Origin of the sequence: Providencia sp. PROV150 (genome assembly GCF_028481025.1) — a bacterium.
GTDB lineage: Bacteria > Pseudomonadota > Gammaproteobacteria > Enterobacterales > Enterobacteriaceae > Providencia > Providencia hangzhouensis.
In genome coordinates this window covers 59,575-83,693 of sequence record NZ_JAMPPJ010000013.1, presented here as the reverse complement: position 1 = coordinate 83,693, position 24,119 = coordinate 59,575, and the positions used below count along the sequence as shown (strand labels likewise).

Sequence of the window (24,119 nt, the reverse complement as noted above, 5' to 3'; positions counted from 1 at the left end):
GAGAGGAGTAGAACTCGTATATATAAAGAAAGCCCATATAACAAAGAATATGGGCCTCTTGCATTATTCATCATCGCTATTGGTTAATAACGTATTCACTTCTTCAATCTGTTTTACTGCATCATTGATGATTGAGGCAATTTGGCGAGTTTGCTCTTCATTTAGTTGTTTTAAAACCATTTTGTGACGTAATAAAGCTTTAAAGCGACTGACTGCCACCTCAATGTCTTCTGCTAAATTACTGCCTTGTTGCATATCACGTGCTTTTGCCAGCTTACGAGCAATAACCGCTTCAATTTCTTTATTTTGAGCTAGATGGGCAGAGCCTTCAGGTGTAATCGTAAAACTTTTGCGATTGCGTTCAACAATCTGAGACTCCAAGAAACCTTGTTCTTCAAGCAGTGTTAGCGTTGGGTAAATAACCCCCGGGCTAGGAACATACAAGCCATTTGAGGCTTCTTGAATATCTTTGATAATTTCGTAGCCATAGCTTGGTTTTTTAGCGACTAACGAGAGTACCATAATATGAAGATCGCCATGGTCGAATAAACGACGAAGGCCTTTACCTCTTCCACGGCCTCTTTGGTTGTCATCACCATGGCCTCGACCATGACGGCCTTCGCCGTGGCAGCGTTCACCGTGCCCATGACCATGACGGCCTTCGCCGTGGCAGCGTTCACCGTGCCCATGACCATGACGGCCTTCACCGTGGCAGCGTTCACCGTACCCATGACCATGACGGCCTTCGCCGTGGCAGTGCTCGTCGTGTCCATGACTATGACGGTCTTCATTGTGACAACATCCACCGCGGTGGCCATGTTGATTTTCATCATGGCGTGCATAATATACATGACGACAAGATTTAATTAGCATATAGTTACTCCTTAGTTTGTAACTTTAGATATATCGAATTTATTTTATGGTTTTACTATATTTAGATATATCTAATTAGTCAATTTAGATATATCTAAATAATGCAAAAAGATATTTAAACTGGCAGTTAAGAAAGAAAGTCTATTTTTTGTTCTTTTTTTGGGCTGCGAATATTAAGTTTTTAGCGTATTATTCTGTCACTTCGTGGTTTCGCAGAGATGATGCTCATTATTTTGTGAGGGAATCTGGCACTGTTACGCAACTGAATGTTTTTTCGCTAAAAACTTTTTATACAGTGATGGGTTTCACATTTATTCCACTTGTGCGGAAAAACGTGTAAAATAACAGCAAATTAACGTAGAAAGTATGCTTTGGGTGTGAATAACGGCTCAGTAAGCATATTCCTTTCCTGTCAATTAAACGGTAAAAATCCTTGTCAATTCAAAATTTAAGAAACATCGCCATCATCGCTCACGTTGACCATGGCAAGACCACACTGGTTGGTAAATTATTGCAGCAATCAGGCACGTTCGGTGAACGTGAAACTGTTGATGAGCGTGTTATGGACTCCAATGACTTGGAGAAAGAGCGTGGTATTACTATCCTTGCTAAAAATACCGCTATCCAATGGAATGGTTATCATATCAATATCGTAGACACCCCAGGTCACGCCGATTTCGGTGGTGAGGTTGAGCGCGTTATGTCTATGGTTGACTGCGTACTGCTGGTTGTTGATGCGATGGATGGCCCAATGCCACAAACTCGTTTCGTAACGCAAAAAGCGTTCGACCACGGTTTACGTCCTATTGTTGTTATCAATAAAGTTGACCGCCCAGGCGCACGCCCTGATTGGGTTGTTGATCAAGTATTCGACTTATTCGTGAACTTAGGTGCAACGGATGAGCAACTCGATTTCCCTATTGTTTATGCATCTGCATTAAACGGTATCGCAGGCCTTGACCACGAAAACATGGCTGAAGACATGACTCCACTGTATGAAGCGATTGTGGAACATGTTGCACCACCAGCAGTGGATATCGACGGTCCATTCCAAATGCAAGTTTCGCAATTGGATTACAACAGCTATTTAGGTGTTATCGGTATCGGCCGTATCAAACGTGGTGTTGTTAAGCCTAACCAACAAGTAACAGTTATCGATAGCGAAGGTAAAACTCGTAACGGTAAAATTGGTAAAGTTCTGACTCACTTAGGTTTAGAGCGTATTGATTCACAACAAGCTGAAGCGGGTGATATCGTTGCTCTGACAGGTTTAGGTGAACTGAACATTTCTGACACCATTTGCCAAGTCGGTAGCGTTGAAGCATTGCCTGCGTTAGCGGTTGATGAGCCAACAGTTAGCATGTTCTATTGTGTTAATACCTCACCATTCTGCGGTAAAGAAGGTAAGTTCGTGACTTCACGTCAGATCCTTGACCGCTTGAATAAAGAATTGGTTCACAACGTTGCACTGCGTGTTGAAGAAACTCAAGATCCAGACGCATTCCGTGTTTCTGGTCGTGGTGAGCTTCACTTATCTGTTCTGATTGAAAACATGCGTCGTGAAGGTTTCGAATTAGCAGTATCGCGTCCAAAAGTTATCATTCGTGAAATCGATGGCCGTAAACAAGAGCCATTCGAACAAGTGACTTTAGACGTTGAAGAACAGCACCAAGGCGACATCATGAAAGCTTTAGGTGAGCGTAAAGGTGACCTGCGCGACATGATGCCAGACGGTAAAGGCCGCGTACGTCTTGACTACGTGATCCCAAGCCGTGGTCTGATTGGCTTCCGTACTGAATTCATGACAATGACATCAGGTACTGGTTTACTGTATTCAACATTCAGTCATTACGATGATGTTCGCCCAGGCGAAATCGGCGGCCGCCAAAACGGTGTTCTGATCTCCAATGGTCAAGGTAAAGCAGTTGCTTATGCGCTATACAGCCTGCAAGACCGCGGTAAGCTGTTCTTAGGTCACGGTGCTGAAGTGTATGAAGGTCAAATCATCGGTATTCACTCACGTTCTAACGACTTAACCGTTAACTGCTTAACGGGTAAAAAACTGACTAACATGCGTGCGTCAGGTACTGATGAAGCAACAACACTGTCACCACCAATTAAAATGACTCTGGAACAAGCACTAGAGTTCATTGATGATGACGAGTTAGTTGAAGTGACTCCGCAGTCTATCCGTCTGCGTAAACGCCACTTGACTGAGAACGATCGCCGTCGTGCAAACCGTTCTAAAGAAGACTAATTATCGTTACGTGATGTTGTTGATTACGTCATTGTAGTTATCCAGTAAGGCGCCGAAAGGCGCCTTACTTATTTATAAGGTTTATAATGTCTTGTCTTTTTTCATAAAATACAGCGACGAAATAAACAGTCCGATAATTAAAGGGATTTCGTATAATTCTTCGATAAGGCTTTGTAGTTCAGAATGATATAGGAAAACTGAACTGAGAAATCTATGGTGTTCAACACTATCTGAAATCACAAAAGCGCACAGGGTCAGTAGTAGGCTCCAAAGTGGAATAGCTGTGTTTTTTAGGTGAAAAATAATACTTTTTCTTAATGAAGAAGCAAATAGCATCAAAACTAAACTGCCAATCAAGATGATAGAAATTAGCCTGAAGTAAGAGTGATCCAGATTAGGAAAAAATTCACGCCCCCAATTTATTCCTCTGCCAAATAATGTTACCCACCAGATAGTTGCCCACACCCAAAATAATTTCATTCCCTGATTTTTTTGCTGTAATGGTTTCATATAAAACCAAGTGAAAATGGCACTGATAATTAGAATAATAGATTGAAAATGTTCAATAATTTTTGTTGTAAGGTCGATATTAAAATCCAGAGGGATAGTATTAAATAATGGAATTAAAAATAAGCTTCCCCACAGAATAGCAATCGGCCAAGAGATTGTTTTATCTATTTTCATAGTATGACTTTTATATTTTAAGATTTATTTATTACTGATATCGGATAGATATCAGCTCACATTGCTTGTGGCATGGCTTGCTACGTAAAAACTATTATGCAAAAAGCGTATGGAGGGACTTAACATTTAGTATCAAAAACCGATAGTGCTGTGTGAAATAGCACCTTTGGGATAAAAAGCGTTTTCTCATTAATGGAACAAATCGTCTGGTTTGTTGTTCATTAATTGCGCTAAGTGTGGATTGCTTAATCGATAAATTGACAAAATAACGTGAATTATCACTAATTAGGGCTGTTCAGTTGCGTGAATAATGATTAAAGTAAATTTAGTGAATAACAATGAGGAAAATTTATGCTGTATATCTTCGATATGGGTAATGTGATTATTGATATCGACTTTAATCGTGTATTTGATAAATGGTCTGAACTCAGTGGTACACCAAGTGAAGAGATCAAATCACGGTTTACTTTTGGTAATATCTTTCAATTACATGAGTGTGGAAAAATTTCAGACATCGAGTTTGCTGAGCTGCTTTGTGAAGAAATGGACATCACTCTAAGCTTTGAAGACTTTGCTGAAGGCTGGCACGCTATTTTTATTTCGTTAAGACCTGAAGTCATTGATATTATGGAACGCCTGCGTGAGCAAGGGCACCGAGTGGTGGTTTTATCGAATACCAACCGTCTACATCTAGACTACTGGCCAGCACACTACCCAGAAATTGCAGCCTCCTCCGATTTCCTATATCTGTCCCAAGATTTAGGCATGCGTAAGCCTGATCCTGAAATCTACAAATATGTACTGCAATCAGAAGAGTTTGATGCTGCAGATGCTATTTTCTTTGATGATGTCGAAGAAAATGTAAAAGCCGCAGAATCCCTTGGTATTCGTAGTATTCATGTTGTGGATAAAGACACCATTCCTGAATATTTTCGCACTTACGATTTTAGTGCAGAAGTTGAATAACATCCTGATTTTATAGTGGGGCAACGGCTAACGTTGCTCCATCTTTTTGTAAAGAGTCATCATGATTGCATTAATCCAAAGAGTCACTCATGCGAGTGTGGCTGTTGATCAGAAAATAGTAGGGCAAATAAATGCTGGGTTGTTGGTTTTGCTTGGCGTTGAAAAAGATGATGATGAGCAGAAAGCCAAACGTTTGTGTGAAAAAGTACTGGGCTACCGTATTTTTAGTGATGAACAAGGGAAAATGAATCTCAATGTTCAACAGGCGGGAGGCAGCCTTTTGGTCGTTTCTCAATTTACTTTAGCAGCTGACACTAAAAAAGGTATGCGGCCTAGCTTTTCAGGGGGAGCAGAGCCTGAAAGAGCGGATGCTTTGTACCAATACTTCGTTGAACAGAGCCGCCAACAAGGGGTTGAAACACAAACCGGTGAGTTTGCCGCTGACATGCAAGTGAATTTAACCAATGATGGCCCTGTTACCTTCTGGCTACAAGTGTGAGTTCATTTTTAAAGGGGGAAGCGATGTACCATTTACGTACACCGAAAGATGATATTGAATTTGCAACTTACTACCATTTTCGCTGGGAAATGTTGCGAAAACCGTTTAATCAACCCCTAGGTTCAGAAAAAGATGGTTATGATTTAACCGCACACCATCAAATGGTCGTGGATGATAAAAACCGTATTCTTGCCATTGGTCGCTTATATATCAATGCTGACAACGAGGGAGCAATCCGTTTTTTAGCCGTTAACCCTGCCATGCAAGGTAAAGGACTCGGTAAATTGATTATCATGGCCCTAGAGTCCGTTGCACGCCAAGAAGGCGTCAAACGCATCGTATCCAGTGTTCGTGAAGAAGCAGTACCCTTTTTCGATAAAATGGGCTTTGAGAACCGTGGGCAAGTTGCTGGGCAGTTAAAAACACCTGTGCGCCATTACTTGATGATCAAACCCATTGAGACATTAGACCAAATTCTACATCGTCCAGACTGGTGTGGTGAGTTACAACAAGCTTGGTATAAGTATATTCCATTAAGCGAAAAAATGGGTGTCCGAATCGACCAATACACGGGGACTCGTTTTATTACTACCATGCCGGAGGCGGGCAATCAAAACCCCCATGAAACGATTTTTGCAGGGAGCCAATTTTCATTAGCCACACTGACAGGATGGGGGCTGATTTGGCTGTTAATGCAAGAACACCAGCTTGGTGGCGATATTGTATTGGTCGATGCCAGTATTCGTTATGGTAAACCTGTAAGTGGCAGGCCTACAGCAACTGCGGACTTAGCTAATATGAGCGGTGACCTTGACCGTTTAGCTCGGGGTAGCAAAGCGCGAGTAAAACTGAAAGTCGAAGTCAGTAACCCCGATGGTAAAGTGGGCGCTGTATTCAGTGGTGTCTATATGGTGTTACCTGTAGAGCCCGCAAAGTAACGTTGTTTATTGAAAATTAAAAGATAAAGGCAGGTATGATTGACCTGCCTTTTGTATTTCTATGGATTGATAGTTTCTATGGATTGCTAAGAGCGGGGAGCGGCTCTACCAAAGAAGGCTCGGTAGGCTGTAAATCGGCTTCGGACTCTACTGAAGAAGTGACAACCCCGTTAACAACGGTACGGAATAGGCGTTTACCTTGCAATGGTATGGCCATCAATTCCCCATTCAAACTTTTTGCCACTGATGGGGCGAGTAAGTCCCCTTGTAATGTCGCATCAAAGTCACCGATAACTTGAGCTGGGAAGCCTGCCCAACCCCATTGGTTTAAATCGACGAGGTCAATATTAGAACCTGATGCCCTGAGTAAGAAGGGGACTTTTTTGGGCTCTTGTTTTACCAGCAAGCCAATTTTACTGATACCTTTATCAGTACTGACCGTTAAGCTCGCTGCCGCCGAGGATTTACCACTTTGGCGTATTTCGACAAATGGACGGCGCACTATAACTTGGTTGATTGTGCCGCTATCTGCATTGAATGTCGCTTTACCACTCCAAATTCCCCATTGTTTCTGTTTGATTAAATCAACATTTTCAATATTACCGCTTAATGCCGTCAACTCGAAAGGAAATTGCGGCTGGATATTCATCAAAAGTGATTGGGAAAGGGTGAATTTCTTAATATTTAAACCGGACAACCACGCTGGCGTTGGTTGCGCGAAGAAGGACAACCAATTTTCAGGTAAGGTATATAAGATACCCGCAAGTTTACCTTCATCGATAGTGAGTACTTGATTATTGCGTTGCCAAGACCCACTGAGGTTAAAAATGCCTTTATTATAGTAACCTGATAACTTGCTGATATTGAGGTTATCACCGTTAATATTCAGCTCTCCAATTAAGGTACTCAGCTGCTGGTCTTTCACGACGAATTGGTCGACATTAAAGCTAATGCTGCTTTTAGGGCTAGTCCAGCTGCCTCTAACGAAGCTGAGTTGGTCAATTTCGGTGCTTAAGCCAGAAAGTGCCCAATCTTTACCTTGAATATCAACATTGGTTAGTTCTACTTTTTTGACTTGTAGTGATTTATCACTCGTTATTGCATCAAATAGTGAATCGAAATCAACATTATTTTCCCAGCCAACTTTATTCATGGTGAGGGAGTCAACCATGATAGAGCCATCATTAAGTACCTTCCCAGTGCCCGCAATATAGCCATTATTTAAGTAGGCACTGGCTTGGCTTATTTCTGTTCCTTGCTGCTGTAATTTACCAGTAATGGCAATATTCTTGAATGCAAGGTCATTGAATTTTAATTGGTTAGAGGTAAATCGAAAATCACCGTAACCAAAAGGAGTGTTTTCGGTGGGTTTCCAAGGGGTCATTCCTCCCGTAAAGCCGGCGACTTGTACCGTATCATTGCCTTTTTTAAGCGTAATCTGGCTATTTTCAAATTGCAAAATAGTCGCGGAAATAGGGAACAACACCGTGTTTGGTGAGACTGTTGTAGATAATGTCCCTTGAGTGATAACCAAACGTTTTATTGCGGTGCCACTAAATAGGTTTAGCCAATTAACATCAACCACGACTTGCCGTGAATCTAAAGATAGGTCACTGTTTTTAGCCGTTAACTTAACATCTTGGAAGATGAACTCACCGGGGTTAGAAAACTCATGCCCCATAATTCCCACATCAATATCGTAATCGGTAAATTTACTTAAAAATTGACTGGAGTAGGATGCGCCCCAACGGGTTTGTAGCCCGATATAAGTAAAAATAAACAATAGCAGCAGTAACAAAAGTGCATAGGTAGTAAATTTGATTAACCATTTCACAGTTTACTGCTCCTTTGGTTTGTGAACGAATAGACACAGGAAGAAACCGTCTAATATAACGACAATTTAAGGATAGCATACAGAAAAACCGCCAGAGTGTTCAACACTGGCGGCTAGAATGAAAGGTTATTTTTCGAGAGGGAAGACTAAATTCAGAACAATTGCAGTTAAACCACCCGCAGCAATACCTGAAGAAAATAATGTTTTTAACCAGTCAGGCGCGAATTGCAAAATCAAGGGTTGCTGTGACACACCCATACCCACGGCGAGAGAAAGGGCTATAATCATGATGGCGCGGCGATTGAGTGGCTCACGAGACACGATACGCACTCCTGAAGCGGCAATGGTACCAAACATCACAATGGTTGCTCCGCCTAATACGGGCTCAGGGATTTGTTGTACAAAGCCTGCAACCGCAGGGAATAGCCCTAATAACACTAACATTAAAGCAACAATGTAACCGACATAGCGACTTGCCACCCCTGTTAATTGGATAACACCGTTGTTCTGCCCAAAACAAGAGTTAGGGAAAGTATTAAATACCGCTGAGACCATCGAGTTCAAACCATTGGCAAGTACGCCACCTTTGATTCGTTTCATATATAAAGGGCCACGAACGGGTTGTTCTGATACATCAGAAGTGGCGGTAATGTCACCTATCGTTTCTAAGGAAGTCACCATGAAAATGAGAATTAATGGGATCAACAGGTTCCAGTCGAAGGATAAGCCATAATAGAAAGGCTCAGGAACAGTAATAATTGGCTGATTGGCTTCCATTGGTTGCGCATTTGGCAACATGTCCATCCACCAAGCTGCAATATAACCAACGGCCATGGCAATAACTAAAGATGCGACACGTAAGTAAGGGTTTTTCTGCCGATTAAGTAAAATAATAACCGCTAAAACAACCCCAGCCAAAATCAGGTAATCTGGTGAACCGAAGGTATTATCGCTAATCGCACCATAACCACCACCAATGGAGGTCAAGCCGACTTGAATTAAAGATAAGCCGATGATCATGACAACGACACCAGAAACCAGTGGTGTAATGACTCGACGGGCTAGATGTAGAAAACGTGAAAGAATCACTTCGGTTAATGCGGCTACGAGTAAAGTACCAAACAAAGCTGCCATCATGGATGGGATATCAGCCCCACCTTGCTTGAGTGCAACACCTCCCATGATTAACGGTGCAACAAAGTTAAAACTGGTTCCTTGAATCGAAAGTAGGCCTGAGCCAATAGGGCCCCATGCACGAATTTGAATTAAAGAAGCAATACCGGAGGCAAATAAAGACATACTAATGATGCGCTGAGTATCGTGAGCTGGCAGCCCCAGAGCCTGACAAATCAGCATCGCTGGGGTAATAACAGCGACAAACATCGCCAGAAGATGTTGCCCGGCAGCAAACAAAGCTTGCGGCAGCGGTGGACGGTCTTCTAATTTGTAAATAAGTTCGCTTTGCGTGTGTATGGTCGCTTCAGTAGTTTGCTTTTCAGACGTCGCAGTATTCATTGCCTTCATTTCTCGCCAACAAAAAACGCATTGTAATGTGTCGAAATTAAAAAGCAATCGTTTGCTTTTAAAAAATATATTCATTAGTTAAATAGTGTCGTCACATTTATATATATTTTAACTTGTATTTATAACAGTTTTTTTTTCTAATCCTACAACCTGCTTTTGGCGTTTTAAGGAAGAAATTAACGTCTAACTAGTTTTTGATAATTTTAACAACAGACGAGGTACGTGAATGTATCATCTCGATGTCTACGGTACACTGGTAGCTGCTACCTTAGTATTATTGCTTGGGCGTAAACTGGTAAAATCAGTCCCTTTTCTTGAAAAATATACCATCCCTGAACCTGTTGCGGGTGGGTTGTTAGTTGCTTTTAGTCTTTTATTGCTTAAACAATTATTTGACTGGAGCCTTTCTTTTGACTTATCACTGCAAGAACCTATGATGCTGGCATTCTTTGCCACAATTGGTCTTAATGCCAACCTTGCTAGCTTGAAAGCTGGTGGTAAGGCATTGTTTATATTTATTTTTGTGGTTGTAGGCTTATTGCTAGTCCAAAACACAGTGGGGATTGCCCTTGCTGAATTATTGGGGCTAGACCCTTTAATGGGGCTGTTAGCTGGCTCAATTACCTTATCTGGCGGCCATGGTACTGGTGCGGCATGGGGTAAAATTTTCACTGAAAATTATGGTTTCCAAAGTGCAACAGAAGTTGCAATGGCGTGTGCTACATTTGGACTCGTTCTTGGTGGCTTAATTGGCGGACCTGTTGCACGTTTTCTAACACGTAATATTCCAACGCCAGGAACGGCAGAAGATGATAAAGATGTGCCAACTGCATTTGAGAAGCCTCAATCAGGGCGCATGATCACGTCAATGGTTTTAATTGAAACTATTGCATTGATTGCTATCTGTTTGCTGATAGGAAGTTATATTGCAGGTGAATTAGCCGATACTCCTTTTGCACTGCCTAAATTTGTATGTGTACTGTTTGTTGGTGTTATTTTAAGCAATAGCCTATCACTGCTTGGTTTTTACCGAGTGTTTGACCGCGCCGTTTCTGTTATGGGTAACGTGAGCCTATCATTATTCTTAGCGATGGCTTTAATGAGCTTGAAGCTCTGGGAATTAGCATCACTGGCCATTCCAATGATCATCATTCTTGCTGTACAAGCTTGTGTAATGGCAGGGTATGCAATTTTTGTTACCTTCCGTGTGATGGGGAAAAACTATGATGCCGCTATTTTAGCTGCGGGGCATTGTGGTTTCGGTCTTGGGGCTACGCCAACAGCGATTGCGAATATGCAAGCGGTAACGGATAGGTTGGGTCCATCTCACCTTGCGTTCCTTGTGGTCCCAATGGTTGGGGCATTCTTCATTGATATTGTTAATGCGATAGTCATTAAATTGTATTTAATGTTGCCACTATTCCCAACTATTGCGGGATAGTTTTTATTTAATAATAAATCAAGTTAAGCAGGTATTGCCGTGAAAATATTCACGGCAATTTTCATTTTAAGGAATGGATAAAAAGAAGATATAAAACTTAAGCGTGGCTGTATTGTTCTCGCTCAGGTAACCAGCGCTCAATAAGTTGTTGTGCATTTTCTGGGTAGTTTTGTTGAATATGGCGAGCGAGGCGTTGCACTTCTGGCAACATATATTGGTCACGTAACAAATCAGCGACCTTAAATTCTGCATTTCCTGTTTGTCTAGTGCCTAATAATTCCCCAGGCCCGCGAATTTCGAGATCTTTTTGTGCGATAACAAAGCCATCATTGCTGTCCCGCAACACTTGTAGCCGTTGTTTAGCGGTGTGGGTTAGCGGTGTCTTATATAATAATACGCAGTGAGATGCGATAGCTCCACGGCCAACTCGCCCTCTCAATTGGTGCAATTGAGCTAAACCAAGGCGCTCAGGGTTATCAATGATCATCAAACTGGCATTAGGCACATCAACACCGACCTCAATGACCGTTGTAGCCACAAGCAGTTGAATTTCATTCCTTTTAAAAGCCGCCATAATGCTTTGTTTTTCAGCAGGTTTCATTCGCCCGTGGACTAAGCCTACTTTTAATTCAGGTAGTGCCAGTGCGAGTTCTTCGCTGGTCACTTGAGCCGCTTGTGCTTCTAATAATTCAGAGTCTTCAATGAGTGTACAGACCCAATAGGCTTGGCGACCTTCTTCAATACAGGCTTGGCGAACGCGTTCAATAATATCGTTACGGCGAGTGTCTGGGATGGCGACAGTAGTGACAGGCGTACGGCCCGGAGGAAGCTCATCGATGACAGAGGTATCTAAGTCTGCATACGCTGTCATCGCCAGTGTCCGTGGGATTGGCGTAGCGGTCATGATCAATTGATGAGGGTGGTACCCTTGCTGCTCACCTTTCTCACGCAGAGCGAGCCGCTGATGAACGCCAAAGCGATGTTGTTCATCAATGATAACAAGCCCCAGCGCTTTAAAGCTCACTTGCTCTTGGAAAATAGCGTGTGTTCCAACAACCATCGCAACTTCTCCACTTGCGATGGCATCTTGCTGAGCCTGACGTGCCTTACCCTTCTGTTTGCCCGCTAGCCAACCCACTTTAATGCCTAAAGGCTCTAACCATTGTTTGAATGTATTGGCATGTTGCTCTGCAAGAATTTCGGTGGGAGCCATCAAAGCTACTTGTTTGCCATTCTCGATGGCACAAACGGCCGCTAAGGCTGCAACAAGCGTTTTTCCTGACCCTACATCCCCTTGAATCAAACGCATCATAGGGGCATCTTTGGCGAGGTCTGCTTCAATTTCGCTAACAACACGGTTTTGTGCATTTGTTGGCGAGAAAGGTAATTGTGCGAGTAACTGTGATTTTAATTGACCACTTGTTGTTAACGGCTCGGCATATAGGCGTTCGTTGCCTGCACGGATGGCTAGCATACTGAGGTGATGTGCTAAAAGCTCTTCGAGTATAAGCCGTTTCTGGGCAGGATGGTGCCCTTTCTCCAGTTCAATCAAAGCGACATTCGGTGGTGGATTGTGTAATAAGCGAATGGCATCTGGTAGGCTTATCATTCCACGGCTAAGCTCTTCTGGAAGCAATTCTTTTATTTTTCCGCTATCAAGTAACCTTAGCGCTTGTTCCATTACCTTGCGTAAAGTGGCCTGACGAACACCTTCCGTGGTTGGGTAAACAGGTGTTAAGTTCTCTTGTAAGCTGATATTGCTGGTGTCTTGGGAGACTTTATATTCGGGGTGAATGATTTCTGGCCCTGTATTTCCTCTGCGAACTTCCCCATAGGCGGTGACCTGTTTTCCTTCTGCTAAGTTATTCTTCATTGCAGCTGAAAAATTAAAAAAACGTAAGGTGAGGTTACCTGTGCCATCGGAAATCAAGCAGGTCATCATTCTTTTGCGGCCGAATACCACTTTAGTTTGCAGTATTTCACCGGTAATTGTTGCGGTCGTACCGGGGAGGAGATCTTTTATTTGATATAGACGGGTGTGGTCTTCATAGCGTAATGGGAAATGAAGAAGAAGGTCTTGAACGGTGTTCAAACCGATTTTACGCATTTTTTCTGACTGGCTTGCTCCAATTCCGTGCAATGAAGTCAGTGAAATGGTATCAAGTAGCCCATTATTCATGTTATTTCCTTTTATTTAACCAAACTGCCGTCTTTTCATTTTTTCGGTTAATTGCATTTGTGCCCACCACGAGTCATCAGCTTCAATTTGCCCTTGGTTATTGATAAATGGGCGAGGAAGTCCCTTACGTTTAGCAACTTCAGCCAGTACAGGGTAACCTCCTTCAAATAACCAAGTTTGTTGTTCATCTGGTGAGAGTAAGCAATGGTCACGCTTGTACATACCCGCCTGCTGCCGTTGCCGTTGGGCTTCATATAAAATCAGTGCAGAAGCAACGGAAACGTTCAAAGATTGCACCATGCCAGCCATTGGAATGATAATGTGTTTATCAGCCAGTGCGAGGGCTTGTTGTGAAATCCCTGTTTTTTCTTGCCCCATCATAATACAAGTTGGCAAAGTATAATCAATTTCACGAAAATCAACGGCATGTTCTGATAAGTTAGTCGCCAAAACCTGCATATTTTGTGATTTTATGTGGGCAATTGCTTCTTCGGTGGATGTGTGTGAAATAATTTTAACCCAGCTATTACTCCCCGCAGCAGAAGAAACGGACAGTTTGACTTGTTGGTCCGGCCAAATAGCATGAATTTGATGGATCCCTACGGCATCCGCACTGCGTACAATCGCAGAAACATTGTGCGGTTTATGAATTTCTTCGAGGCAGAGAGTTAGGTCAGGTTGCCGCATCGCCATCATTTGGCAAATGCGGCGATAGCGGCGTTCATTCATAGTTATTAATTACGTATGGTCGTTAATTACGGTTTCGGCTAACACGTAGAACGTCAGGCATAATACGGATTTTCCGCATCACATTTGCCAATTGAACTCGGTTTTTAGTTGTAAGGCGAATAAAAGCGCAATATACACGGCCATCTTTTTCTTCTGTATTCATACTTTGAATACTTGAATTGGCGTCATTAATGGCGGCAGTTAAATTCGCTAAAGCACCTTGGTGATTAATCATATCCACTTTAATTTCAGCGATAAAGTCGGTATCAGTGTCGTTGTCCCATTCAACAGCCATAAATTTATCAGGTTCTTTTTGATAACCACGAATGTTGCGGCAGGATTCATGATGAATAACGAGACCTTTACCAGGACTAATATGTGCAACAATTGGGTCACCAGGAATAGGGCGACAACATTTTGCAAAGGTGATTAAAACACCATCAGCACCTTTGATAGAGAGTTTATTCCGGCTTTCAACTAACACTTGTTCTTCAGGTGTATTTTGTGGATTGTTCTGTAGGTTACGTGCGACAACCACACTCATTGCATTACCCAACCCAATTTCAGCAAGCAAATCATCGATAGAGTGCAGCTTCATGCGTGCCAATTCCGCATCAATATTGGCTTGAGGGATATCAGTGAGTTTATTTCCTGCCCCTAGCGCATGGTTGAGTAAACGGCGACCTAAATTAATAGAATCTTCACGTTTTAAATTTTTCAATAACTGGCGAATTTTGGCCCGCGCTTTTGAGCTGACAACAAAATTGAGCCATGCTGCATTTGGCCGTGCGCCTGGCGCGGTAATAATTTCGACAGTTTGGCCACTCGTAAGGGATTGCGAAAGTGGGTAAGGCTGGCGATCAACGCGCGCGCCCACGCAAGCATGACCAATATCCGTGTGTACTGCGTAGGCAAAGTCAACAGGTGTTGCACCGGTAGGTAATTCAACAATACGGCCTTCTGGGGTGAAAACGTAGATTTCATCCGGAAATAGATCCGATTTAACGCTTTCAATAAATTCAAACGAGCTACCTGCACTTTGTTGTAACTCAAGTAGACTTTGCATCCAACGTTGAGCTCTAACTTGTGCCGTTGTACCTTGTTCACCTTGCTCTTTATAGGCCCAATGCGCAGCAACCCCCATCTCAGCCATTTGGTCCATGTCTTCTGTGCGAATTTGCACTTCGACAGGAACACCATGTGGCCCAATCAATGAGGTATGTAGCGATTGATAACCGTTGGCTTTAGGGATAGCAATATAGTCTTTAATACGCCCCGGACGCGGTTTGTATAAACTATGCATTTGGCCTAAAACGCGGTAGCAAGTATCCACATCTTTTACAATTACCCTAAAAGCATAGATATCCATAATGGAATGGAAACGTTGCTCTTTTTGGTGCATTTTGCGATAGATGGAATAAAGGTGTTTTTCTCTGCCACTTACGCGACAAGGAACTCCTGCCTCGGTTAGCCTACCGTCAATTTCCGAGAGAATTTTTTGGATCATCTCTTTTCGGTTACCGCGAGCAGCCTTGACGACTTCCTTAATAACACGATAACGGTTGGGATATAACGCTTCAAAACCCAGCTCTTCAAGCTCTGTTTTGATGTGGTGTATACCTAGCCTGTGGGCTAACGGGCTATATATTTCAAGGGTTTCACGTGCAATGCGCCGACGTTTATCGGGCCTAAGTGACCCTAACGTGCGCATGTTGTGAGTGCGGTCTGCCAGTTTTATCAAAATGACACGGATATCTTTTACCATCGCCATGATCATTTTGCGGAAGTTTTCTGCTTGGGCTTCTTTTTTGTCGCGAAAGTTGAGCTTGTCTAGTTTGGATACACCTTCGACGAGACCGGCGACGGTGGTACCAAACAATTCTTCTATATCTTGAAATGTCGCTGGAGTATCTTCAATCACATCATGAAGTAGCGCTGCCATTAGTGTTTCATGGTCCAAACGCATCTCAGCAAGAATACAAGCAACAGCAACTGGGTGAGTAATATAAGGCTCACCACTTGAACGGGTCTGTCCTTCATGGGCATCCCGAGCAACAACATAGGCTTTTCTTAGTAATTCAATTTGTTCTTTAGGAAGATACTTTTGAATGACTAAATTAAGGCTTTCAAACAGATACAAGGCAGACCCACCTTAGTGATTAGCGACGACCTTCAGCGATTGCAGAAACTGCTTGCATTTCAGCCGCTTCTTGCTCTTGCTGTTCTTGGCGCTCACGCACATCTAAAATGTGACCGTTGATTAAGCCTTCTTCTACTTCACGTAATGCGATAACAGTGTATTTATCATTTTCTTCAGGAACTAAAGGGTCTTTTCCACCCGTTTGTAACTGACGAGCTCTACGTGCCGCAACCAATACGAGGTCAAAGCGGTTACCAATTTTTTCTACTGCGTCTTGAACAGTTACGCGTGCCATAAATGTGCTACTCCAAAGAAATAAAAAAATGACCTGATATGATACTGAAACTATTCTCAGTCTGCTAGTAATTTGCTGATTAAAGCATCATGTCGTTGAACTTGACGCCCTAATTTTAAACGCTCAGTACGGATGATAGATTGTAAATCGCTCAGTGCGGTATTGAAATCATCATTAACAATAAGGTAATCATACTCGTTGAAATGTTCAATTTCACCTACTGCTTGTGACATGCGTTTTTCAATAACTTCATCGCTGTCTTGCCCACGACCACGCAGTCTGCGATAAAGTTCATCTTTTGATGGTGGGAGAATGAAAATACTACGCGCCTCAGGCATTTTGGCTCTTATCTGCTGCGCTCCCTGCCAATCGATATCAAGAAAAACATCAACACCACTATTTAATACATCTTCAATGATAGGTTTGGACGTCCCATAATAATTCCCAAAAACGCATGCATGCTCTAGGAATTCACCTTTGTCGACCATTTGTAAAAAATCAGTTTCAGATACAAAGAAATAGTGCTCGCCATGGACTTCTCCTGGACGTGCAGTTCGAGTTGTATGAGAAACGGAAACCTGTGTGTCATACAATGGTTGTGTTTTTAATAAAGCCTGAATCAGACTTGATTTCCCTGCTCCACTAGGGGCAGAAACAATATATAACGTGCCTTGTATCATGATGATTTCTTGAATAGTCGAGGATTAAACATAAAAGATGGTGATAAACCTGACATAGTATACACGGACTTGCATCAACATGCAGCGATATCAATAAATCATGAATTTTAATTAAATGAATTTGATTAGTAACTAAATTGTGAACGGGCTCGAGAAATTAACTTATTACTCATGAAAGCATCATTAGTTTTGCGAAGCCTTTTGCAAACAACTTCTTTTGAGGATGAAGACTTTGAGAAGTTGTTTGATGCTTAGCAACTGAGGGGAAAATGCTTTAAAAGAGTAATGTCTTAATGGATTGGTAATAACAAGGAATAGTTATGATTTATATTTTGTATGGTTATTGGTTCGCGTCAGTTTATAGACTAAGTGGGTTAATTGTTGGGGTAATGGTGTGTATTAATGTTGCTCAAGCAGCGCAGCAAATTGCCGTTAATAAACCGTGTGAAAAACAAAATAGTAAAATAATAAGTCAGGAAAGTCATCGGTTAGGAAAACAATTACAACTGTGGAACCAAGCTTACCGTTTGGCGGGTAGCAGTTCCATTAGTGATGAAGCTTATGACCAGCTATTTAATTTATGGCGTTCTTTGCAACGATGCCAGCAACTCCCCGAAGAATTGCCAGAAGTACTATTACCTGAAAAATCACAGCTAACTATGCATCCCATTCCTCATACAGGGTTAAAGAAACTCAATGAATTAGAAGTTTATAGCTGGATAGAAACACGTAAAAATATCTGGCTACAACCTAAAGTCGATGGTGTAGCAGTAACGTTGGTTTATAAAAATGGCAAGCTTATTTCCATGATTAGCCGAGGAAATAGTGTTGAAGGAATCGAGTGGCGGGCAAAAGCAGATTTTATTCCTGCGATACCCAAACAAATCAAATATTCAGGCATGTTAGTCCTTCAAGGCGAATTATTTTGGCGTATGAATGGACATATTCAAGCTAAAAGTGGGGGAGTGAACGCTCGTAATAAGATTGCGGGGTGGTTAATGCGAAAAAATGAACCAACCGCCCTTGAAGAAAATATTGGTATTTTTATTTGGGCATGGCCTGCGGGGGATGCTAATCCAAAAACACAGTTAACATTACTTTCTGAGATAGGTTTTCCGCTTGCTGAACAATATAGCCATAAAATTGAAAATAAGATTCAAGCTAAGCAACTAAGGGAATACTATTATCAAGGGCAATTACCATTTGCTACAGATGGCATAGTGCTTAAAAATTTTCCAGCGCCAGCAGCATTAGCCTGGCAATCAAAACAAAATAGTTGGGCGATTGCATGGAAATATCCATTACGCAGTGTGCTATCAGAGGTAACTAAGCTTCAGTTCAATATAGGAAGGACCGGGAGAATTAGTGTTGTAGCTAGCATAACACCCATCAATATTGACTCGAAAACTATTTCAAAGGTAAATGCTGGATCATTATCATCATGGGAAAAACGAGATTTACTTGTTGGAGATAAAATACTTGTCTCTCTTTCAGGGCTAGGAAGTCCAAAGATTGAAGACGTTATTTGGCGACGAGAGGAACGCGAATATCCAGAGACATCAACCTTAAAGCAATTTCACTCACTCAGTTGTCTTACTTATACTGAAGTTTGCTCACAGCAGTTTGTCGCAAGGTTAACGTGGTTAGGTAAACAACTACGTATGCGAGGAATAAGTGAGGCTACATGGCGCCAGTGGGTAGAAAACCATAACCTAACTCGATTAACAACTTGGTTGTCAGAACAATGGCAAAGCGATTTATCGAAAGGTAAAAAACATCAAATGTTAGTAAAGCAACTGAAAATGGCAAAGGATCAACCTATTTCGCTTTGGTTAAAAGGTCTCGCAATTCCACTAACTAAATTACAAGTAGGGAAAGTGACTGACATAGGTATGTTGTATGACCCATCATGGGTTAACAGTATAAATTTGACGAAACTGCAAAAGAAAAAATTAGCTAATTGGCTAGCGGAACCAGAAATTGAATCTATTTTACGTATATTGTCTGACATGAAAGCGATTCAGCCACCAATAGTAAATCATTAATGGCTGAAACTCTTTTATTGATTAGATTAATCTTGGTTTTCGTAATTAAAAATAGGCAAACCGAGACGATAACGAATGGCTATTAGCCTTGCACTCAAGCCAACAACGAGTGTGATAATAACCACGATATCTTTAGGTAAAGGCGTTTGTAATAGGCCAATATAGATCCAAGCGGCAGCGAAAGAAACGCCAGCATAGACTTCTTTTTGGAAAACTAAAGGGATTGTGTTACACAGCATGTCTCTTAACACACCACCAAAAACGCCAGTAATCACTGCTGCAATAGCTGCAATGATTGGGCTGTAGTGCATATCGAGTGCTATTTGGGCGCCAAGTATAGAAAATACAATTAGTCCGATAGCATCTAATATGAGGAATAATCGGCGTAAATGTTTCATCATAGGGGCTATCCAGATTGTCACAATCGCAGCGCCTGCAACAGTCAGGATATACTCAGGATGTTCCACCCAACCTAGGGGGTAATGGCCAAGTAAGATATCACGGACGGAACCACCACCAATTGCCGTCGCGGACGCAATAATAATGACGCCAAAGACATCCATTTTTCGTCTGCCAGCCGCAAGTGCTCCAGTCATGGCTTCTGCGGTGATACCAATAATATAAAGTACACTTAATAACATGGTAGTTTTGTTCGAGATTAAGGTTATTGCTAAAGGGTAATATTACTTATGAAACTTCTCGACTGAGATTTTCTAGTATTGATTAAACTAGATTAGTTAAAGTAATCCGATAGCGATATTAAATGATGTCAAAGGATAACAGATTGAATAATAAATTGCCCTATAAAGAAACACGTTTAACGCATGATGAACGAAGCCACCAACTAACGAATATTAATATCTGGACTCCAGACAGCCAGTGGTTAGCGTATGATATACGGCCGAGCGGTAGTTCTTTTACAGGTTTATCTATAGAAAAAATTCATGTAAAAACATTACAAGTCGTTGAGGTTTATCGTGCAAGTCATGGGGCTCATGTTGGAGTGGTAACGGTAAGTCCTCAACTGCCAACTCAATATGCTTTTATCCATGGCCCTGAGTACCCTGATGAACAGTGGCAATATGACTTTCACCATCGAAGAGGGGTGTATGTTAAAGAAGATCAATTAAATGTAGCTCACCCAATTGATGCAATGTGTATTACCCCTCCGTATTTAGTGGGAGCGTTGCGTGGGGGGACTCATGTCCATGTTTTTAGTCCAGACGGAAAGTGGTTGAGTTTTACCTATAATGACCATGTAATGCATGAATTAGATGTGCAATTAGACCAACGAAATGTGGCAATTGCAGTACCTATTGGGCCCGTTAATGTGAGTCCTAAAATACATTTTCGAGAATATAGTGGCGATTACTTTTGTTGTGTTGTGACGCGAACAACGCAACAGCCTAAGCCTAGCAGCGATGAGATTAGCCGTGCATATGAAGAGGGTTGGGTAGGTCAAAAAGGTTATCAAAAAGAGAATGGAGAGTGGCAAGAAAGAGCGCTGGTGTTTATTGGTGACACTCATTCTACAAATGGAGAAATTATTCCTGAGATCTATATTGTTGATCTACCTTCACAGCTTGAGGATTACATGATTGCGGGGGAATCTCCTATCCAAGGAACAGAATCAAGCATGCCTTCCCCACCAAAAGGTATACAGCAAAGGCGTTTAACTTATACACACGATAAAAAATTTCCTGGTTTAGCGAAGCAGCCACGACATTGGCTAAGAACTTCGCCAGATGGTAAATCAATCGCTTGTTTGATGAATGATGATGACGGTAATGCTCAATTGTGGTTAGTTGATACGCTGACTGGAGTGCAAAGGCAGATAACTCAGGGTTCTTCACCGGTTCAGTCTGCCTTTAGCTGGGATAGTAAAGGTGAGCACATTTGTTTTATTTGTGACAATAGTGTCGTGTATTGTCACGTCGTGAGCGGAACCATACAAAAATTAACACAGCGTACTGAACTTGCTCCTGTTGCTGATGCCGTTGTATTTTCACCTAATGATGAATTGATTGCGTTTATGCGAGATATTGATGGATTTAGGCAAATTTATACCGTAGAAACGGGTTTAAACAGCAAATAACATAATTATGTTACTACAGTCACGAATAAAAAAAGTATTGATAAGCTTTTTTTTATCTGTGACTGTTTTTATTTTTCTCTGATTAGCATTTAAAAAATTTAATTGTTAATTATTCATGTAATGAGTGCAAAAATACTTATAAATAGAATATTTAAGTTAAGAAGATAGTTATCATAATAAGATAATAACTAAACAGATATTATATAAATGATTGGTCAGATCTTAGATTAAAAAATAATGTATTCATAAATACAGTTAATACACAATGAAATTTTAATTACAAACGTTTGATTGAGCCTGAATTACTTTTTGGTTTTATCTTTATTTTCAAGTTCTTCTATGCGTTTTTTGGGTGAGTCTGCTTTATCATCATTACCCGATTTCGCGTAATCTAAAGGAATTAAAAGAGTATCCATAACAACAGAAAAGGGTAAATCAATAGCAAGTAAAGGTTTAACAATCCAGCCGGTCTCATCATCTTTAATCATTTTAATACTGTTTTTCGAACCAGGGTAATAACCTTCTGATGGGCCTGCATGAGTCATAATACTGGAGCAACCACTCAAAATAAGAGGTGCGATAAGAAAATATAATCGTATTGAAATTAAACTCGGCATAGACATTGTTAACCTGTATTTAGTTTGTCGTCCCCAATATTTACTTATAATAACTAAAAACAAGAAATTCACAATAATGGTGTCGTATTATTATTTTATTTAACCGTATGTATTTTTTTAGTTAATAGTTTACTTGTAGCTATTAACTAAAAATGTTTGTCTTAGGTAGCTATTTCGATGAATGATAAATAACGTTAAGAAATAAAGATATACTATTTTATATTTGTTATCAGGTTGAAAATTCTAAAAAAATAGATCATTTATTCCTTCTGAACTGTGCTCTATGGCACATATTACCCTTATGCTATTTGGCATAATCGATTCAGTAGTATGTTTTATCACCTATTTGGGTGTGTTTAACGGGTAACTTGTCGTCAAAAGGATGCGGTCTATGAGTGAATTAGCTCTTACTGTAAGTTTGTTGGCGTTAGCTGCTGCTTTAGGGCTATGGATTGGAAATTGGAAGATCCGTAGTGTTGGGCTAGGGATTGGTGGTGTTCTATTTGGGGGGATCATTGTTGGACACTTCGCCCAAAGTTATGGCTTGCAACTTAATAAAGACATGCTGCATTTTATTCAAGAATTTGGCTTGATACTGTTTGTATACACGATAGGTATTCAGGTTGGGCCTGGTTTTTTCTCTTCTCTACGCGTTTCTGGGCTGAAACTAAATGGCTTTGCGTTGATGGTCGTTGTCTTAGGCGCGGTGGTAACAGCAATCATATATAAAGTCGCGAATATTCCATTACCAATTATCTTAGGTATTTTCTCAGGGGCGGTAACGAATACGCCATCTTTAGGTGCTGGTCAGCAAATTTTAACTGACTTAGGATCTGACCCTAATCTTGTTGGCCAGATGGGGATGGGCTATGCCATGGCTTACCCTATGGGGATTTGTGGCATCTTATTGGTGATGTGGTTAGTACGCATTATCTTTAGAATTTCAGTAGAGAAAGAAGCTTCTGCATTTAATAGTTCCACTTTTCAACAGCGCGACTCTCTGCAGACGATGAACATTGCCATTCGTAACGCCAATCTTGATGGCTTAATGATGCAAGACATCCCACTGCTTGGTAGTGAAGCTATTGTTTGCTCAAGATTAAAACGTGGGGACATGCTGGTTGTTCCTCAGCCTACTACAGAAATTCATTTAGGTGACTTATTGCACGTTGTTGGTTTAAAAGATGATTTAAATAAAGTTCGTTTAATATTAGGTGAGGAAGTTGACGTATCCCTGTCGACATCAAGCTCTATTTTGCATTCCGTTCGTGTGGTGGTGACGAATGATGCCGTACTAAGTAAAAGGCTGAAAGACTTAAACTTAAAACAAAAATATGATGTTGTTGTGACACGATTAAACCGTACTGGTATTGATTTAGTTGCTAATAACAATTCGGTTTTACAATTTGGTGATATTTTAAATATTGTTGGACGTCCTGAGTCAATCGAAGCCGTCACCGCTTTGTTAGGTAATGCGAAACAGAAACTACAGCAAGTTCAAATGTTACCTGTATTCCTCGGGATAGGGCTTGGAGTTGTGCTGGGGTCAATACCTGTTTTTGTTCCTGGTTTTCCTGCTGCGCTGAAACTGGGATTAGCGGGAGGGCCACTGGTTGTTGCTCTAATTCTCGGTCGTATAGGGACTATAGGGCGTTTATATTGGTTTATGCCTCCGAGTGCAAACTTAGCGCTGAGAGAACTGGGAATCGTCATGTTCCTCGCTGTTGTTGGGCTCAATTCTGGTGGTGGCTTCATTGATACTTTAATTAAAGGCGATGGGCTAACGTGGATTGGTTATGGGCTATTGATTACATTTGTGCCACTATTTATTACAGGTGTTGTAGCTCGAATTTTTGGCAAAATGAACTATTTGAGCCTTTGTGGGGTGCTAGCGGGCTCTATGACAGACCCTCCTGCACTGGCTTTTGCAAATAATATTCATGCGGCCAGCGGTGCTCCGGCATTGTCTTATGCAACGGTTTATCCATTAGCGATGTTTTTAAGAATTATTTCTCCACAATTGCTGGCTATTTTATTTTGGGCGGTTTAGCTAGATGTGATTGTTAAACCGATGAATAGCAGAAATTCTATTGAAATTTCTAAAATTATAGCTTTTTCAATATGATATTTAGATTTTGATGTTTGATGTATAAGGCAGTAATGAAAGGTATCACGATATATAGGGGCAAAAAGTGCTTTTGTTTAAGCAATAACCAAATAGAAAAGATGTTCTAATAGTTTTGAATGATATTCGTATTGAAAAGTTAATTTGATTTCAATTACGGAGTTCTCGCTAATTTTTAGCCCCTTCTATATGAAAGGG

19 protein-coding genes are annotated in these 24,119 nt (G+C 41.2%); 8 read left to right on the top strand and 11 right to left on the bottom strand.

Features of this window, described 5'->3' with window-relative positions:
• Positions 1–63: 63 nt before the first annotated feature.
• On the bottom strand, positions 64–873 hold the full coding sequence (locus PSE83_RS11055; RefSeq protein WP_232062758.1) for a PadR family transcriptional regulator: 810 nt from the start codon (positions 871–873) through the stop codon (positions 64–66).
• A 433-nt stretch (positions 874–1,306) separates the two neighbouring features.
• On the opposite strand from PSE83_RS11055, the gene typA reads away from it, so the two are divergent.
• Positions 1,307–3,130: a ribosome-dependent GTPase TypA gene (gene typA / locus PSE83_RS11050; protein ID WP_004262702.1), complete on the top strand. Its 1,824-nt coding sequence runs from the start codon at positions 1,307–1,309 to the stop codon at positions 3,128–3,130.
• 81 nt (positions 3,131–3,211) lie between these two features.
• On the opposite strand, the gene PSE83_RS11045 is transcribed toward typA, so the two are convergent.
• On the bottom strand, positions 3,212–3,814 hold the full coding sequence (locus PSE83_RS11045) for a hypothetical protein (RefSeq protein ID WP_004262700.1): 603 nt from the start codon (positions 3,812–3,814) through the stop codon (positions 3,212–3,214).
• Positions 3,815–4,165: 351 nt separating this feature from the next.
• Here PSE83_RS11045 and yihX point away from each other — a divergent pair, with 351 nt between their 5' ends.
• From yihX to fabY, 3 genes are all read left to right on the top strand, one after another.
• Positions 4,166–4,780 carry a glucose-1-phosphatase gene (yihX, locus tag PSE83_RS11040; protein ID WP_004262697.1) on the top strand — a complete coding sequence of 205 codons (615 nt, stop codon included), beginning with the start codon at positions 4,166–4,168 and terminating at the stop codon, positions 4,778–4,780.
• A 61-nt stretch (positions 4,781–4,841) separates the two neighbouring features.
• On the top strand, positions 4,842–5,279 hold the full coding sequence (gene dtd / locus PSE83_RS11035) for a D-aminoacyl-tRNA deacylase (protein WP_004262693.1): 438 nt from the start codon (positions 4,842–4,844) through the stop codon (positions 5,277–5,279).
• 23 nt (positions 5,280–5,302) lie between these two features.
• Positions 5,303–6,217, top strand: coding sequence for a fatty acid biosynthesis protein FabY (gene fabY, locus PSE83_RS11030; RefSeq protein ID WP_036958598.1), 915 nt, complete (start codon positions 5,303–5,305; stop codon positions 6,215–6,217).
• A 76-nt stretch (positions 6,218–6,293) separates the two neighbouring features.
• Here fabY and PSE83_RS11025 read toward each other — a convergent pair whose 3' ends face one another.
• Entirely contained in the window at positions 6,294–8,051 is a 1,758-nt protein-coding gene (locus tag PSE83_RS11025; protein ID WP_164564316.1) for an AsmA family protein, read from the bottom strand.
• A 126-nt stretch (positions 8,052–8,177) separates the two neighbouring features.
• Positions 8,178–9,566: a uracil-xanthine permease family protein gene (locus PSE83_RS11020; RefSeq protein WP_036958597.1), complete on the bottom strand. Its 1,389-nt coding sequence runs from the start codon at positions 9,564–9,566 to the stop codon at positions 8,178–8,180.
• A 235-nt stretch (positions 9,567–9,801) separates the two neighbouring features.
• Between PSE83_RS11020 and gltS the strand changes: the two genes are divergently transcribed.
• Entirely contained in the window at positions 9,802–11,016 is a 1,215-nt protein-coding gene (gltS, locus tag PSE83_RS11015) for a sodium/glutamate symporter (RefSeq protein ID WP_004262677.1), read from the top strand.
• Positions 11,017–11,113: 97 nt separating this feature from the next.
• Here gltS and recG read toward each other — a convergent pair whose 3' ends face one another.
• The 5 genes from recG to gmk are packed head-to-tail and all read right to left on the bottom strand — an operon-like array spanning position 11,114 to position 17,039.
• Entirely contained in the window at positions 11,114–13,195 is a 2,082-nt protein-coding gene (gene recG, locus PSE83_RS11010; protein ID WP_096863550.1) for an ATP-dependent DNA helicase RecG, read from the bottom strand.
• Between the two features lie 15 nt (positions 13,196–13,210).
• Positions 13,211–13,924 carry a tRNA (guanosine(18)-2'-O)-methyltransferase TrmH gene (trmH, locus tag PSE83_RS11005; protein WP_036958596.1) on the bottom strand — a complete coding sequence of 238 codons (714 nt, stop codon included), beginning with the start codon at positions 13,922–13,924 and terminating at the stop codon, positions 13,211–13,213.
• A 22-nt stretch (positions 13,925–13,946) separates the two neighbouring features.
• Positions 13,947–16,064: a bifunctional GTP diphosphokinase/guanosine-3',5'-bis pyrophosphate 3'-pyrophosphohydrolase gene (gene spoT, locus PSE83_RS11000; protein ID WP_004262666.1), complete on the bottom strand. Its 2,118-nt coding sequence runs from the start codon at positions 16,062–16,064 to the stop codon at positions 13,947–13,949.
• A gap of 19 nt (positions 16,065–16,083) precedes the next feature.
• Complete coding sequence (gene rpoZ, locus PSE83_RS10995) at positions 16,084–16,359, bottom strand: DNA-directed RNA polymerase subunit omega (RefSeq protein ID WP_004262665.1); 276 nt, start codon at positions 16,357–16,359, stop codon at positions 16,084–16,086.
• A 56-nt stretch (positions 16,360–16,415) separates the two neighbouring features.
• Positions 16,416–17,039 (bottom strand): guanylate kinase, encoded by a 624-nt coding sequence (gene gmk / locus PSE83_RS10990; RefSeq protein ID WP_004262662.1) that lies wholly within the window; start codon positions 17,037–17,039, stop codon positions 16,416–16,418.
• A 320-nt stretch (positions 17,040–17,359) separates the two neighbouring features.
• On the opposite strand from gmk, the gene ligB reads away from it, so the two are divergent.
• Positions 17,360–19,084, top strand: a complete 1,725-nt coding sequence (gene ligB / locus PSE83_RS10985) for an NAD-dependent DNA ligase LigB (RefSeq protein ID WP_004262661.1) — start codon at positions 17,360–17,362, stop codon at positions 19,082–19,084.
• A 26-nt stretch (positions 19,085–19,110) separates the two neighbouring features.
• On the opposite strand, the gene PSE83_RS10980 is transcribed toward ligB, so the two are convergent.
• A complete protein-coding gene (locus PSE83_RS10980; protein WP_004262660.1) occupies positions 19,111–19,725 on the bottom strand; it encodes a trimeric intracellular cation channel family protein in 615 nt (204 codons plus the stop codon).
• Positions 19,726–19,847: 122 nt separating this feature from the next.
• Here PSE83_RS10980 and PSE83_RS10975 point away from each other — a divergent pair, with 122 nt between their 5' ends.
• Positions 19,848–21,179, top strand: coding sequence for a DUF3748 domain-containing protein (locus PSE83_RS10975; protein WP_004262659.1), 1,332 nt, complete (start codon positions 19,848–19,850; stop codon positions 21,177–21,179).
• 302 nt (positions 21,180–21,481) lie between these two features.
• Here PSE83_RS10975 and PSE83_RS10970 read toward each other — a convergent pair whose 3' ends face one another.
• Positions 21,482–21,796: a YceK/YidQ family lipoprotein gene (locus PSE83_RS10970; protein WP_050763783.1), complete on the bottom strand. Its 315-nt coding sequence runs from the start codon at positions 21,794–21,796 to the stop codon at positions 21,482–21,484.
• A 391-nt stretch (positions 21,797–22,187) separates the two neighbouring features.
• Here PSE83_RS10970 and PSE83_RS10965 point away from each other — a divergent pair, with 391 nt between their 5' ends.
• On the top strand, positions 22,188–23,846 hold the full coding sequence (locus PSE83_RS10965; protein ID WP_004262657.1) for a putative transporter: 1,659 nt from the start codon (positions 22,188–22,190) through the stop codon (positions 23,844–23,846).
• Positions 23,847–24,119 lie beyond the last annotated feature (273 nt).